12 protein-coding genes are annotated in these 14,488 nt (G+C 58.0%); all 12 read right to left on the bottom strand.

The genetic code is table 11. From position 1 onward, the window contains the following. Window positions 1-91: 91 nt before the first annotated feature. A complete protein-coding gene (locus tag INS93_RS11020) occupies window positions 92-1,585 on the bottom strand; it encodes a glycosyltransferase family 2 protein (RefSeq protein ID WP_192981791.1) in 1,494 nt (497 codons plus the stop codon). After that, window positions 1,582-2,529 (bottom strand): FkbM family methyltransferase, encoded by a 948-nt coding sequence (locus tag INS93_RS11025; protein ID WP_192981793.1) that lies wholly within the window; start codon window positions 2,527-2,529, stop codon window positions 1,582-1,584. Before INS93_RS11025 ends, INS93_RS11020 begins: the two co-directional genes overlap by 4 nt. Then, the gene (locus INS93_RS11030; RefSeq protein WP_256667040.1) at window positions 2,526-3,617 is read right to left on the bottom strand and encodes a class I SAM-dependent methyltransferase; all 1,092 of its coding nucleotides are present in this window, start codon (window positions 3,615-3,617) and stop codon (window positions 2,526-2,528) included. The genes INS93_RS11025 and INS93_RS11030 overlap by 4 nt, the downstream gene beginning before the upstream one ends. 139 nt (window positions 3,618-3,756) lie before the next feature. Continuing rightward, window positions 3,757-5,103 (bottom strand): polysaccharide pyruvyl transferase family protein, encoded by a 1,347-nt coding sequence (locus tag INS93_RS11035; RefSeq protein WP_192981795.1) that lies wholly within the window; start codon window positions 5,101-5,103, stop codon window positions 3,757-3,759. Window positions 5,104-5,105: 2 nt separating this feature from the next. After that, a complete protein-coding gene (locus INS93_RS11040) occupies window positions 5,106-6,146 on the bottom strand; it encodes an NAD-dependent epimerase/dehydratase family protein (protein WP_192981797.1) in 1,041 nt (346 codons plus the stop codon). Continuing rightward, complete coding sequence (locus tag INS93_RS11045) at window positions 6,133-7,023, bottom strand: class I SAM-dependent methyltransferase (protein ID WP_319017544.1); 891 nt, start codon at window positions 7,021-7,023, stop codon at window positions 6,133-6,135. Before INS93_RS11045 ends, INS93_RS11040 begins: the two co-directional genes overlap by 14 nt. 158 nt (window positions 7,024-7,181) lie before the next feature. Beyond that, window positions 7,182-7,817, bottom strand: coding sequence for an HAD family hydrolase (locus INS93_RS11050; protein WP_192981800.1), 636 nt, complete (start codon window positions 7,815-7,817; stop codon window positions 7,182-7,184). Continuing rightward, window positions 7,814-9,634, bottom strand: a complete 1,821-nt coding sequence (locus INS93_RS11055) for a thiamine pyrophosphate-binding protein (protein ID WP_192981802.1) — start codon at window positions 9,632-9,634, stop codon at window positions 7,814-7,816. The genes INS93_RS11050 and INS93_RS11055 overlap by 4 nt, the downstream gene beginning before the upstream one ends. A gap of 1 nt (window position 9,635) precedes the next feature. Next, window positions 9,636-11,171 (bottom strand): N-acetylneuraminate synthase family protein, encoded by a 1,536-nt coding sequence (locus INS93_RS11060; RefSeq protein WP_226945464.1) that lies wholly within the window; start codon window positions 11,169-11,171, stop codon window positions 9,636-9,638. After that, window positions 11,168-12,496: a lipopolysaccharide biosynthesis protein RfbH gene (gene rfbH, locus INS93_RS11065; protein WP_160017599.1), complete on the bottom strand. Its 1,329-nt coding sequence runs from the start codon at window positions 12,494-12,496 to the stop codon at window positions 11,168-11,170. Before rfbH ends, INS93_RS11060 begins: the two co-directional genes overlap by 4 nt. Then, complete coding sequence (gene rfbG / locus INS93_RS11070; RefSeq protein WP_192981804.1) at window positions 12,493-13,557, bottom strand: CDP-glucose 4,6-dehydratase; 1,065 nt, start codon at window positions 13,555-13,557, stop codon at window positions 12,493-12,495. Before rfbG ends, rfbH begins: the two co-directional genes overlap by 4 nt. After that, window positions 13,548-14,318, bottom strand: coding sequence for a glucose-1-phosphate cytidylyltransferase (gene rfbF, locus INS93_RS11075; RefSeq protein ID WP_160017597.1), 771 nt, complete (start codon window positions 14,316-14,318; stop codon window positions 13,548-13,550). The genes rfbG and rfbF overlap by 10 nt, the downstream gene beginning before the upstream one ends. Window positions 14,319-14,488: the final 170 nt, after the last annotated feature.

The raw sequence follows: 14,488 nt of genomic DNA on the forward strand, positions 1-14,488 counted from the left end.
CCACCTAGGTTGGAGCTATCAAATTTTGTTTGGTTGTCGATTGGCGACTGAACGGGCGCGGATATCAATCCGTCTTGTATCCCGGCCAGGCTCAGATCCGTTCCAGTATCGGCCGCGAACCGCGTGTTGAAAGACCAGCAGAGTCCATCGGCTCCGCAACAGCAGACACCACAGCGTGCACAGGCACGTCCACTAGGTCTTTCCAGGAAACGATCAGCACCTCGCTGGCAAGGTTCTGCCTGATGAGGGCCTCGATGTAATGCTCGTGGTCCCGTTCGGAGCTCATCACGATGACATCCCCTGGCAGGACATTATCACGCATCCAACTCAACGGCTGGATAGGCACACCCAAGAGCCTCCTGCCCTGTCGGTTGACATTGGAGTCCAGGCACGCGACCACCTCGCCAGCATTCTTGCGCGCCTCGAGCACCAGCAGTGCCGCGATAAAAGCGCTGCCGAACACGATGATCCGCCGCCTTGCAACGGCCGCCAGAATACTCGAAGCGGGATCGGCTGCATGCCGCTGCGCCCAGCGCAGCAGTTGTCGGGTGGCACTGCCGTGCCCCTCCGCCGACAACGTTTGCAACCTGTCAAAGCGCTCCGCCGGCGAGAGCAGGCTGTGCAGCATTACAACCGGCAGGCCGGCAAGAAATGCGTCGAGGGAAACATCGGCGGTAGCCTTCAGCTTGCGGGCCGCCCGAGCGACTTTATCCGCAGTGCGTTTACTGACAAGAGACCGCTCCTGCGTGGTGATCGCTTCCTGAATCTCGAACCGCTCCACGAACGCATCGAAATGCAAGGCGTCCGGTCGCCCTCCAGGCACCTCGCTGGCAACCTTCTTCAGGCGCCGATACAGATATACCCCCGGACGCGACAGGCTCGCCACATGAGAGAACTGGTTCGTGTGGACACGGCGTCGGAGCAGAGGCGAACCGATGAATCCGATAAAATGGCGCCTGTTGACACGAGCGGGCAGCAACACATCGGCGATTCCCGCTACATCCATCGGATTTTCCTGTTGCCGCAAGACGCGAAACGGCAACGCCATCGAATAAACCTTGGGCAGGTACGCTCGCTCCAGCATGACGCCACTGGGCATTGGCCAGAGCCGCTCCTTGAGAAAGCTGGCGATATACTGCCCGGGAGCGAACACGCGATCTTCCGTCCGCTCGGCAACACTACCCGCTATCGGCAGGCCATCCTGATCAATATCGCTGACGGCGCTCCAGACCAGGCGCACTTCGGGATTGGCATCCAGAAACGCCATCTGCTGCGCCAGCATATCGGGCTCCATGATGTCGTCGTCATGGGTCACGATCACACGCTTGCCGATGGCAATGTGGAAGGCAGAGCAGCAGTTGAACTCCACAGAGCTGTAGTGGGCGGAGTTACGCACATAGCGAATCCGCGGATCTTGCAAGCCCTGAATATATGCGCCGGTAGCGTCGGTGCTGCAGTTGTCCAGCACCAGCAGCTCAAACTCGCGGTAGCTCTGTGTGAGGATCGCCTCGATGGACTCTTTGAGGTAGTGCAGCCGGTTGTAAGTCAGCAAGGCAACTGTGAGCGGTGGTACGGACAAGCTCATGGCGCTGTCTCTGGGCTGCAATCGCCGGCTATATGGCGATGCTGCTCCACATGGAGAAAGATGAAGTTCGTCTCTGGCGTGTCTTCATTGATCACAGGACAAGGTTTCAGTCCGGCAGCCCCCAGGGTGTAGGCGCGGTAGCCATACCTGCCGAGCAACTGCACGACATCATTCGGGTGGTAGTCGAACTGCCGCGCCCACTTGCGCAGCAACTCGATGAGAATCACCGGCTTGTGGTTGGCGATGGTCGCTTCGCCGCCCTGCATCACCATGAGCTCAGCCCCCTCGACATCACATTTGATGATTTGCGGGGCCAGGCCATGGCGCGTGCAGAACAGGTCAAGTGTCGTGCCCAGGCAGGGAATCCTCTCTAAAGTCTCCTGGTCACCAGGCTGCCCCGCCACGGCCAGCGAGGTTGCGCCTGAGCATAGAGGTGTATGGAGAAACTCCAGAGGGCCTTCCTGATTAGAGAAGGCAAGGCGGTGCGTCTCAATATTGCTCAAGCCGTTGTGCAGGATGTTCCGCGAGAGGATCTCGTGGGTATGGGGTATCGGCTCGAACGCATGCACCTGTACCGAGGAGCAATGGCGAGCCAAGGCGAGCGAATACCAACCGCAATTGGCACCTATGTCCAGAAAGGTGCCATTGGGCTGGATAACCGACTTGAGAAACTCGGTCTCGGTAGTTTCGTATGACCGGAAGTTCATGAGGGTGTAGGGCACTAGATGCTGGTCCTGGGGGTCGAGCACCAATTCGATTTGCTGAGACCGGGAACGAACGTAGATACCGTCATGCTGGATGCGTACAGCTTCCACATCGGTCTCGGCAATAAACGCCGAATACTCGAATAGGCTGCTATGCCGGGCATGGATGGCCTCGATATAGTCTTGCTTACGAGTCTTCCCCGCTTCATGGGCATCTCGTAGCTGAGTTAGCGTGTTCATCGGCTTACGATGCCCTCCGGGGCGAGGCTGATAATGCGTCCGGTCCAGGCATACTGATCAAGGAGCATGCGTCTTATCTCATCAGCGTAGGTCGTGCTCGCGATGAAGACCGTGGCACCCGCATGCTGCAGTACGGATTCCGGTGCTGAAATAGCAACACCCAGCAAGGATTTACCCTGCAGGCTTTTATTCCGGTCGATGACCGCACGCAGGTTCACATGGGCTAGACGAGTGTCACACAGCAAGCGACTTGTCAGAGAACCAGCGCCCCAGATAACCACTGGCTCCCCGCTATCCTCCAACTGCCTGGCAAGCGCTTCCACGCAGGCCAGTTTCTCCTGCGAGAACGCCACGTATCGATGCAGGCTGCTCGCCGATACCCGGTCGATACTGGGTGTTTCCATCCGGCTGCCGGTCTTACGATAGAGGGCCAGCAGGTAATGGTTGTCGTAGAAATCATTGTGTTGAGAGATGACGTCTACCTTTTCGAAACCCGCGCCACGGAGCAGATTGTCGAGGCTGGTCTCGCTGAAGAAGTTGATGTGTTCCAACGCAAATTCGAGAAACGCCTCAGCAGGCGGGACAGCACCGAAAGAAACCCCATCGGGAACGGCAATGAATAGATGCCCGCCCTCTTCAACCAACTCAGATAGCTGCCCTGCACTGCGTTTCAGATCAGCAATATGCTCTAGCACACCACAGAGACTGACCAAGTCAAAGGGATGAGTGGCAGAAAGGGTATCCATGGTTTCCGTGCGAATCTCGAGGCCGTGAACCTCCATGCCCAAGCGTGCAGCCGTCGGACTCGGCTCGATGCCCAGTAGGTCGACGAGGCCCGCCGCCTTGAACCGGGACAGGAAGTGGCCCATGCCCGAACCGATGTCCAACACCCGCACCGACTCCGACAATGGGACATGCCGCTGAACGAACGCGAAAAAGTCGTCATGGATGCGTGATAGCCCTGCAGGCACCTCCTGATGCAGATGGTGCTCGGACTCCTGATAGAAACTGTTCAGCACGGACTGATCGGGAATATCGCTGGCAAAGGCGAAGCCACACGCCCGGCAAGACACGACGTCGTAGTGCACGGGTTGCACCTGCCCGGGAAACAGGAAGTGCTGACGGTGGATAAGGTCCAAATCTTCGCCAGCACAAAGTTCACAAGGTCTCATAGAGTCGCATCAATGGCTTGTTGTTGAATGGGATCCCATTGCCGCTGTAGTGGCATCACATTGCGCCTTTACTTGAACGGAAAAGGTACCAATCGCGGGCGATGGTCTTGATCTGGGCGAGCCGGTTGAATACATCATCTGGAATGGCGGCACATATCTCGATCTGCTGCTCCAGAAACATGAGTTCATCCGAACTGCATCGCACTTGGCTCTCCTCTTCGACTACCTGTGCATCAGGCTCAGGCGCCCAATTATCGATAATTTGGCCTGAGACATCGATGTTGTCACCCAGCCCGTGGCAGCGCAGCGTTTGCACGAAATTCCGGTAAGCGACCTGATAGCGCTTGCTGGTTTCCGAATAATTGCAACGGGAGAGAAAGAAGTCGATATTCAACGTTTCAGGCAACTCGTGCTCGGCAACGAAAGGCAGCGAGAAAAACTCGCACATTTCTCTAACCCGTGCATCGTGGGCGATGAAAACGGCGGGCTTACCCGCATGAATGGCTGGGGTAAGGCCATGCATCCTGGCTCCAAAAGCAAAATCCATCGAGGCCAGGAACTCCTTCCACAGGCTGTAGTTAGTGAAGTAGCGCATGCGCCCTTTACGCAACAGGGAAAGCAGTGGTGCCAAATCTTGGTAGTTCGTCCGCGCGGCATGGATATCCGCTCCCGTTACCTTCCCCGGGTAATACAACGCCTGAGCCATCAGACCGAACGCCTGCTCGACGTAGTGGTAGCCAGCGCGATCGGCCATCCGGACGAAGTCTGCGATCCTGCTGTGCGGATTCCCCTGATAGTTGGAGTAGCACACCGCCACCCGCTCGGGAGCCTGAGGCACATGCAGAAGGGACTCGCGAAGGGACGGCCCGTTCAGATACAGCGAAGGACACCCCAAAGGAACGGCATTCCTGATACCCAGCTTGTGCAGTACGTCTGCGGAGTAGTCACCACGCGTACCAACAATTGGGGACTTTTCAGCAATGACTTTCAGATAGCGAACAACCTTGGGCGAGAGAGACTTATGAAAAACCGGGTCATAGTCATAGCTTCGAGTCTGGATCGACTCGCCAAGACTGAAGAACGGGATACGAAGGCGCTCAATGAACTGAGTCGCAAGCTCGTAGGGATACCCATCCTCATCAAACGGAGCGTTTGCAATGCGACAAGGCACAAAGAACACGACTTTCGAGAATTTCTCGTTGACCTCCTCCGCTGACATACGGAAGTTCCAAGCACTGAAATTGCGCCCTGAGGTCAACAAGGCCCCGGCATGGGCGTAAGCAATATCGCCGATATTGATGAACTGAGAGTGCCCCAGGTAGTTCGCCCCCGTCTTGCGGATCCCCTCTAGCGGGGGTAGATAGCCAATAAGCGTCGGCCGTGTGTCCTGATTATCAGACATACTCAGTTCACCCGTAGCAGTCTAGACAAGCCAGCTTCCAGATTGACGCGCGGAACCCAACCTAGTGCCCGGATCTTATCGATATCGAAATGCCCCGAGCTGCGTGCCGCAGGCGCCAAAGGACTGCGGGCCTTGGCGGTAACATGAAGACGGTCGGTCTTGCCGGCGGCGGCGATCATCATGTGCGCCAGTTCCAGGATGCTGGTCTCGTGGGTTTCCCCGATGTTGTAGGCCTCCCCGGCCTCACCGTTCAGCAGCACATGGAACAGCCCCAGGACGGTATCGGAGACATAGCAGAACGGGCGAGAGGCGCTGCCGTCCGAGTCAAGCTGGATATCCCTATCGTTCAGCACATCGACAAGCAGATCGGCAATGACCCGGCCGTCGTCCAGACGAATGCCCGGGCCATAGCAATGGGAGATACGTGCGATGCGGGCGTCGACGCCGTACTGGGTGTGGTAGGCCCGGCAAAGGGTCTCGGCCAGACGCTTGCTCTCGCTGTAACAGGCGCGCGGCCCCAAGGGGTCCTCGCTACCGAAATCGGTCTCACGCATAGCGTCGACCTGCAATATGTTGTCGCCGTAGACAGCACCACTGCTGAGGAACAGCACGCGGGCTGCCCCACTCCGGGCCAAGTCGAGCATATGCCGGGTGCCATCGGTATTGGCGCCAATGGTATCCACCGGCCGCTGCAGGTAATGCCTGGGACTTGCCGGGCTAGCCGCGTGAATGATGATGTCCGGCGGTGTATCAAGGTGGCAAGGCTGACGGATATCCTGGATCACAGGGCTCAACTCGCCAGGAATGTCGAGCCAGGGTAAGCGCTGATGCAACCTGCCCAGATCGCGTGCCAGCGCATAAATGCGCAGCCCGGCATGGGGCTGGCAGCGATTGAGCCAGGCCAGCGTCTCAACGATATGACCGCCAATAAAACCCGAGGCACCCGTGACCAGGATCGTGCGGCCATATAGCGACTCCCAAGGCAGGGGCGCTGCAAGAATGCTGCTCAGGTCTTCGCGGAGGATGGGCTCAGGGACTTTCATAAATGCTCTCAAGACCGATGATCCGCGCCGGAGCAATGCCTATGGAAAGCAGGTGTTGCCTAATATCAGCCGCGAATCTGATGGAGCAGACAAGTATCGGTAACTCTGCGTGTTCATTGGGATCGTAGGCGCCAACAACATGGAGACCGACCTGTTGCCCCCACTTGGCCGGCGACGAATCCAGCAAAGCCTGAATTTCAAGTAACTCAGCCAGTGGCGCCACGTAATTGAGAAAATCACCGCCGATGCCGTAGACGAAAAACGGACCGCCAAGCCTCTCGTGAAAGCGCTTTAACAGCAGACGTTGCTGGCTGTCGGCAGTGGGCTGAGGCCGGGCAACAACCCGAATCGAGTCCGAGTAGACCGGCGACTCGTAATGCCCTGTAGATAGCTCATGGCAGACAAAGCCACAGCGAGCCAGCAAGAGGGTTAAAGACGCTGGCGTGAACTGGTGCAGGTGCTCGGGGTTACCGTCATTGGCCAATAGCGGATGGCCTGCCTGGTTGGGCACTTCAATCAACAGTTGTCCATTGGCCGATAACAGCCCCGACCAGGCTGCAAGTTCCTGCTCGGGCTGGGCGATATGTTCCAGTACGTGGAAGGAAACAATCAGATCATAGGAGCACGAGTGCAGTTGACTGGCAGGGGTCTGAAAAACCTGATCCAGCTTCTGCTTGGCGAGCTCCCGGTCACGGGAAAGCTCCACACCGTCATAGGCAACAGCAAAACGTGCCTTGATCGCCGCACCCAAATCACCTTCGGCGCAACCAACTTCAAGAACCCGCTGAACTCCAGCCTCCAGTAACGAAGACAGCACGGCCACGCGGTCGGCGAGTTTGCGCTTGAACCAGGGCGCCTGCGGGTCGTTGCGCGCCACTAGCGCCTCGTAATAGCCTGCCCCGGTCTTATCTAACGGCAGACGCCAGCGGTGCCCACAGCCCATGCAGCGCATGTAGGCTGGGCTGGGCAACAATGCCACGGCGGCACAGCAACAGGGGCATGCGCTGGCTGGAGGTGACGTCGCAGTTATCGAACTCATGCGCTCACCAGTCGCTCCAGCAACTGCTGCGGCGACTGCAACGGCTGCTCCTGGCTGGCAAAATGGCCATAGCCCCAGGCCACCGGCCAGAAATCTACTGCATTGGCCGCAGCCGCCAGACCATCGTGCTCGGTATCCCCGACATAGATAGCCGCCTGCGGCGCTATCGCGGCATCGTGCAGCAATGCGCCGATCATGCCCATCTTGTCGGCATAGCGCCCGGGGTAGGAGTCGCTGGCGAAAACCTCGGCAAACAGACCGTCCCAGCCGAGCGTGGTAATAATTTTTTGCGTAGGTAACAGGCGTTTATTCGTCGCTATAGCCAGGGTAAACCCCTGTTCGTGCAAGCGTTCCAAGGTTGCCTGGCAGCCGGCGTATGCAGGTGTTTCCAGGCAAGCCTCGGTATCGTAGATGTCCTTGAAGCTAGCGCTGAGAGCATCGAGCAATTCAGGATCACTCCGGCCACTCAGCGTTTCCAGGGTCTGCCGCAAGGGGGGCCCGATCAGGCCAGCATCGATGGCACGGCAAGCAGACAAACCATGAGCCTGCAACACTCGGCTGAAACAGGCGAGAATAGCCGGAGCAGAATCGACCAACGTACCGTCGAAATCGAACAGGATATGAGTTTTCATCGAACGACCTGGCGCGATACCTGGGTGAGCCTGCCGTCCATTTCCGCCTCCAGAACCTCCAGCGGCAACAATGGACTCATGTCCTCCAGTGGCATCGAGGTCATCGAGCCATCCGACTTGGGTATGGCGGCGACCTTCGGGCTCAGTGCCTCATCATTCATCAGCATCACTTCCACGATCATCGGGCGTGGCTGAAGCATGGCTTCGCGCAAGCCCTTGGCCAGCTCAGCGGCATCATCGATGCGCATGAACGGCAACTGATAGGCACGCGCCACCTCTTGCAGATCCGGCATCCACAACCCGGCCTCAGGGCCGGTACCGACATAACGGCTTTCGAAGTAGTTACGCTGGGTGTTACGGATCGAGGCGTAGCCGCCGTTGTTCATCACCACTAGGCAGATCGGCAGGTTGAAACCACGCAAGGTGGCCAGCTCCTGGATGTTCAACTGCAGACTTCCATCGCTTTCCACCGCCACCATCGGTTTGCGGCCATTGGCGAAGCAGGCGCCAATGGCGGCTGGCAGACCATAGCCCATGGCACCGAGACCAGAGGTGAGAAACACGCGCTGACCAGGACGATTGCGGAACACCGTATAGAAGACCTCCACCGCCAACCCGGAACTGCCGGTGCTGACCAGGGTATCGGCTGGTACGGCGTCGGAAAGCGCATCGGCAAACTGGAAGTGGCTGATAGGCCCCTCGCCCGGAAACGGCTTGCCGTCATTGACACTGTAGCGGGCCTTCCAGTCAGCGCAGCGCTCGAGCCATTGCGGGCGGCGGTACTCGACGTTCCCCAGGTAAGGCCCCAGGGCGGAAATGAAGTTGTTGGCATCACTGGCAATAGCCACCTCGATGTCCATATCGAGTTTCTCGATCTCGTTGACGTCCACATCCACGATGACCTTACGTGCGGAACGAGCGAAATCGCGCGGCGCGTACGCCGTGATGATGTTGTCGAGGCGGCAACCAATGGCAATCAGCAGATCGGCATTTTGCACCGCGAAATTCGGCGCGCGCAGGGCTACCACACCAGGACGCCCCACATACAACGGATGCTCGTAAGGCAGCAGATCCATGGCGTTCCAGGTTGTAACCACCGGTACGCCCAGCGTCTCGACCAGTTGGCGAAAAGCCTTGGCACCACCACTCAAGCGAACGCCATGCCCGGCTAGGATCAACGGACGCTCGGCAGCATCGAGCAGACTGCGTAAACGTGCCAACAACGCCACGTCCAGAGACTCGACAGGCACGTCATCAGGCTGCCAACCTTCCAGGCTAGAGGGGTCGATGGGGGCGCCCTGGACATCCAGCGGCACGTCGATCCAGACCGGACCGGCACGGCCATCGCGCGCCAAAAAGACCGCGCGTTCCAACTCTCGTCGGATGTCCTCAGGACGCTCCACGGTGACCGCGTATTTGGTGATCGGCCCCACCACGCTGACGATATCCACTTCCTGCACGCCCTTCTGCCGCAACGGCGCACCACGCAACATATCCTGACGCTTGACCTGACCGGAAACCACCAGCAGTGGTACCGACTCGATCCAGGCACCGGCCACCGCGGTCACTGCATTGGTTGCGCCAGGTCCTGTGGTGACCATGCATACGCCCAGATTTTCGTTGATCCGGCAGTAGGCCTCAGCAGAAATCGCCGCCGCTTGCTCATGGAGACAGGCCACGACTTCCAGGCGCGGGTGTTTGCCGACGGCATCATTGAGAAACATGGCGCCGCCGCCAGGTAACAGAAATACGTGTTCGACCCCTTGGTCAGCGATGAAATCGGCAATGTAATCGGCAACGCGATAAGGAGTTGGCACGTCAGTCCATCCAATAGCTGAGAAGGGTCTTGCGGTCGAGATTGGCGTTGATCGTTTCGTCTGTATAGAAAGAATCATTACGCAGATGGGTCGAGGAAATCTCTTCGATGATCGCGCCGCCCGCCGAGCTGAATGCATGACGCACACCGGGCTCCACTGTGACCACGTCACCGGGCACACAGATACGCTCGACACCATCGAGAACCAGGCTTACCTCACCTTGCAGGACATGAAAGGTCTCTTCCTTCTCAAGGTGGTACTGCTCTGGATGGCGCTGCCCAGGGAACAGCAACAGCAATTTCTTGCAATAGCCTCGGTTGACGATGGTCAGCATGCTCAAGCCAAACTCATCGAAGCGATCCAATCCATAGTGGTGGGAAATTTCCAGAGTGATCCGCCCCGGCACCACCACATGCCCATCACGCAGTTGCGCCTTGACGCGCTGCACGATGTCCCAGACCTTGTCGCGAATGCCACGCACCTGTGTGTTACCAGCATGCAGTGGTGCATCCGCAGCAATCGCCTGGGAGGCAGTGAAAATGCTGTACTTGGAGAAATCGTTAGCAGTCAACTGGCCTTCCTGGGGAGGGAAAGCAAAGTAGACGTCGCTGGCCTGCACCACCTCACCAGCAGCAACCGCACGGCGCGCGAATACACCACGGCGCAGCGATTGCAGGCTAGCCTGCTCGGTCGGATTAATTGGCAAGCGCTGCTCGCCTTCACCGCACAACTGCAAGGTGGTTTGCACCGCCTCCAGCCACTTTTGCACTTGCTCAGGACTGGCCGAGTAGGCATTCAGCGGGTACTGCGCAGTGGCCAGGCCGACGTGTTTCTCGAATATCTGTGCGCCTTTGGCCAAGGCGATTTTGACAATGTCAGTATTATCGGGATTCTCATGAGTGGAGAAGCCGATACGGACGTCCGGGTAGCGTCGACGCAAGTAGTCGATCTGCGATAAATGCATGTTGGCGTCTGGCGTCGGATATTCACCGACGCAGTGCAACACGGCGAAGGTTTTTTCACGGTGAGCCAGGAAACTGATAACCCGATCAATCTCGTCAATGCCAGAACCGGCAGTAGAAACGATGATTGGCCGATCGCTTTGGACCACCCGCTCCAGCAACGGCCAGTCTGTCATCGAACAGCTAGCGATCTTGATGCAGTCCAGCCCTTGGGCCTCGATCAGATCCACCGAAGCCTCGTCGAAGGGTGTGGCCATGGCCAGGAAACCATTGGCACGGATCTCCCTCACCAGGGCATCGAACTGCTCGCGAGACAGGCGCGTTTCACTGAAACGCTTGATGTACTTGACGTCATCACGCCCCTGCATCGCAGGATGGATGAAGGTGTCGAGATCGCGATACTGCAACTTGAACGCGAAGGTATAGGGGAAGCGCCGACAAACCTCACCAAAGGCGCGAACGACCTTGATGCCATGGTCGACATCACCCATATGGTTGTTGGCCATTTCCAACACGAACATCGGCAGGGCAAAGGAGGAAGACATGGATTTCTCGCTCGTCAGATGGGCATTCATCGTGCGTCTCCAAGGCCAAACCAGGCCTCTAACTGCGTCGCTACATGGTCCAGATGATCATCAGTCAACCCAGGCCAGACGCCTAACCAAAAAGTATCCTTCATGACCCGGTCGGTGACCAGCAACTCGCCACACGTCCGATAGTTCTGGTTTTTCATGTATGGCTGACGAGTCAGGTTGCCGGCAAACAGCAGCCGCGTGCCAATCCCCTGAGCATCGAGGTGACGCAATAGCTCAACCCGTGAATGGCGATTGCCATCACGTAGCGTCAGGGGAAAACCGAACCAGGACGGATCGCTACCTGGGGTTGCCTGCGGCAGGATCAGATGCTCGCTGCAACTGAGCAGACGCTTGCTGAGCCAGGCAAAGTTGCGCTGGCGGGCCGCAATGAAATCATCCAGCCGATCCATCTGCGCCAATGCACAAGCCGCCTGCATATCGGTAATCTTGAGGTTATAGCCCAGGTGCGAGTAGGTGTACTTGTGGTCATAGCCTTCAGGCAGATCGCCCAATTGCCAGCAGAAACGCTTGTTGCAGGTATTGTCCTGACCTGGTGCGCAATAACAATCGCGCCCCCAGTCACGGAACGACTCCATGATGCGTTTCAACAGCGGATTGTTGGTGAAGACCGCACCGCCTTCGCCCATGGTGATGTGGTGAGCAGGATAGAAACTCAGCGTACCGATATCGCCGAAGGTGCCAACGCCTTTACCCTCGAAGGTCGCACCCAAGGCATCGCAGCAATCTTCAATCAACCACAAGCCATAGCGATCGCACAGCTCGCGAACCACTTTCAGGTTGAATGGATTACCCAGCGTATGGGCCAACATGATGGCCTTGGTCCGGGGGCCAATAGCCGCCTCGATCAATTGCGGATTGATGTTGTAGGTGGGTAGTTCGATATCGACGAATACCGGCACGGCCCCGAACTGCAGGATGGGATTGACCGTTGTCGGAAATCCCGCCGCCACTCCGATGACCTCATCGCCCTTACCAATGGCACGATCACCCAGCCGTGGCGAGGTCAGAGCGGAAAATGCCACCAGGTTCGCCGATGAGCCGGAGTTGGTCGTCAATACACTGCGGCACCCCAGATAACGGGCTAAACGCCGCTCGAAGGCCTCATTGAAACGGCCAGTGGTCAGCCAGCCATCCAGAACGGCTTCCGTCATGGCCTGCAACTCGGGTGCGCCAATCACCTTGCCGGATGGCGGTACACTGTCTTGCCCCGCGACGAACGGTTTCGGCGCCATCTGCAACTGCGCATAACGCCCGACCAGCTCGGCAATCTGCACGCGCAACTGTTGCGCTGCACTGTCACTCATAAGGTTTCGCCTTCATAGGCCGCGATCTGCGCACGGCTGAATTGCTGCATGTCATCTGCGGCTTGCCAGGCCTGATGCCAGGCAAGGGTCTGGGTCAGGGTCGTGCTAAGTGACCAGGATGGCCGCCAGCCAAGTTGCTGACGGGCTTTGGATGAATCAAGAGAAAGCAACTCTGCTTCATGGGGCTGTGGTGAAGGGCACAGCTCCCAGCGCGCATCACCGGCCCATTGCTGCGCAAGCTGCCCGACAATATCGGCAACAGTGCTAATACCATCGGCATCAGGGCCAAAGTTCCAGGCGGAAGCACAGGCATCGCCCCTTTCGATCAGCGCCTGCGCCAACAACAAGTAGCCCTTCAAAGGGTCGAGCACATGCTGCCAGGGACGCGTGGCGTGGGGATGACGCAAGGTGACGGTTTCCCGCTGCTGCCAGGCGCGCAGAATATCGGGAAGTAACCGCTCTGGCGACCAATCGCCACCACCGAGGACATTGCCTGCGCGCGCCGTAGCAAGGGCAACACCTGCCTTGCGCAGGAAGGACTCGCGGTAGGACGCACAGAGCAATTCGACACATGCCTTGCTGCTGCTGTATGGGTCATGCCCGCCGAGCGCATCCTGCTCACGATATGGCCAGACCCACTCGCGATTGTCGTAACACTTGTCGGTCGTTACCACGACAACCGCACGAACGGCATCGCACTGACGCACCGCGTCCAATAGGTTGAGCGTGCCCATGACGTTGGTGGCATAGGTGTCGGCAGGCGTGCGGTAGGACTCCCGCACCAGCGGCTGCGCGGCCAGATGAAGGACCAGTTCCGGCCCAAAATCCTTAAGCGCCCGACACAGTTGGTCGGCGTCACGAATATCGGCGAAGCGCCCGGCAATGCTCGCCTCTAGGTTCGCGGCCTGCCACAGTGACGGAGCGCTTGCCGGTGGCAGCGCGTAGCCGTAAACCTCTGCACCCAGCTCACGCAACCAGAGCCCTAGCCATCCCCCTTTGAACCCGGTATGCCCGGTCAGAAAGACTTTACGTCCGGCCCAGAATGCACGGTTCAGCGCCACACTTGCCACTCCGCCTGGCCACTCTTCCAGCGGTCTTCGAGGAGGACACGATCACGCAGCGTATCCATAGGTTGCCAGAATCCGCGGTGCAGGTGACTCATCAACTGACCGTCACGTGCCAGTCCACGCATGGGTTCGTGCTCCCAAGCAGTAGCGTCACCGCTGATGTAATCCAGAACCTGGGGCTCCAGCACAAAGAACCCGCCATTGATCCAGCCACCATCTCCCAGGGGTTTCTCCTGAAAGCCGATGACCGATTGCCCCTGAACATCCAGCGCACCATAGCGACCGGGCGGCTGAACAGCAGTAACCGTAGCTAGCTTGCCGTGCTGACGGTGAAACGCGATAAGTGCCGGAATATCGACATTGGAAACGCCATCGCCATAGGTGAAGCAAAAAGCCTCATCACCCACATAATCGCGCACCCGACGCAGTCGACCGCCGGTACCGGTGTGCTCTCCTGTATCGACCAGCGTGACACGCCATGGCTCGGCGTGTCGCTGATGGATATGCATGCTGTTCTCAACCATATCGAAGGTCACGTCGGACATATGCAGGAAGTAATTGGCAAAGTACTCCTTGATTACATACCCCTTGTAGCCGAGGCAGATCACGAAGTCATTGATACCGTAATGTGCATAGATCTTCATGATGTGCCAGATGATCGGCTTACCGCCTACCTCAATCATCGGCTTCGGCTTGAGGTGGGACTCTTCACTGATCCGAGTACCCAACCCACCAGCCAAAATCACAGCTTTCATCCAATTCTCCAGGGCCGCCAAACGCTGAACCCGTCATTTTTTTGGCAAGCAAGGGTCGTTCGACCATATCTAGCAAGTTATTTGCCAACCTGGCTCAAGACAACCGCCACCTCACAGGCCCTACGCTCAAGCAATTGACCAGGACAGACAAAATCTTATCCTCGTGTAAT

This window comes from Pseudomonas sp. EggHat1, from assembly GCF_014892995.1.
GTDB lineage: Bacteria > Pseudomonadota > Gammaproteobacteria > Pseudomonadales > Pseudomonadaceae > Aquipseudomonas > Aquipseudomonas chaetocerotis.

What these genes read in the sequence shown, in the direction of transcription:
- INS93_RS11020 (WP_192981791.1), bottom strand. Translation starts at nt 1,585, where the DNA reads ATGAGCTTGTCCGTACCACCGCTCACAGTTGCCTTGCTGACTTACAAC.
- INS93_RS11025 (WP_192981793.1), bottom strand. Translation starts at nt 2,529, where the DNA reads ATGAACACGCTAACTCAGCTACGAGATGCCCATGAAGCGGGGAAGACT.
- INS93_RS11035 (WP_192981795.1), bottom strand. Translation starts at nt 5,103, where the DNA reads ATGTCTGATAATCAGGACACACGGCCGACGCTTATTGGCTATCTACCC.
- INS93_RS11040 (WP_192981797.1), bottom strand. Translation starts at nt 6,146, where the DNA reads ATGAAAGTCCCTGAGCCCATCCTCCGCGAAGACCTGAGCAGCATTCTT.
- INS93_RS11050 (WP_192981800.1), bottom strand. Translation starts at nt 7,817, where the DNA reads ATGAAAACTCATATCCTGTTCGATTTCGACGGTACGTTGGTCGATTCT.
- INS93_RS11060 (WP_226945464.1), bottom strand. Translation starts at nt 11,171, where the DNA reads ATGAATGCCCATCTGACGAGCGAGAAATCCATGTCTTCCTCCTTTGCC.
- rfbH (WP_160017599.1), bottom strand. Translation starts at nt 12,496, where the DNA reads ATGAGTGACAGTGCAGCGCAACAGTTGCGCGTGCAGATTGCCGAGCTG.
- rfbF (WP_160017597.1), bottom strand. Translation starts at nt 14,318, where the DNA reads ATGAAAGCTGTGATTTTGGCTGGTGGGTTGGGTACTCGGATCAGTGAA.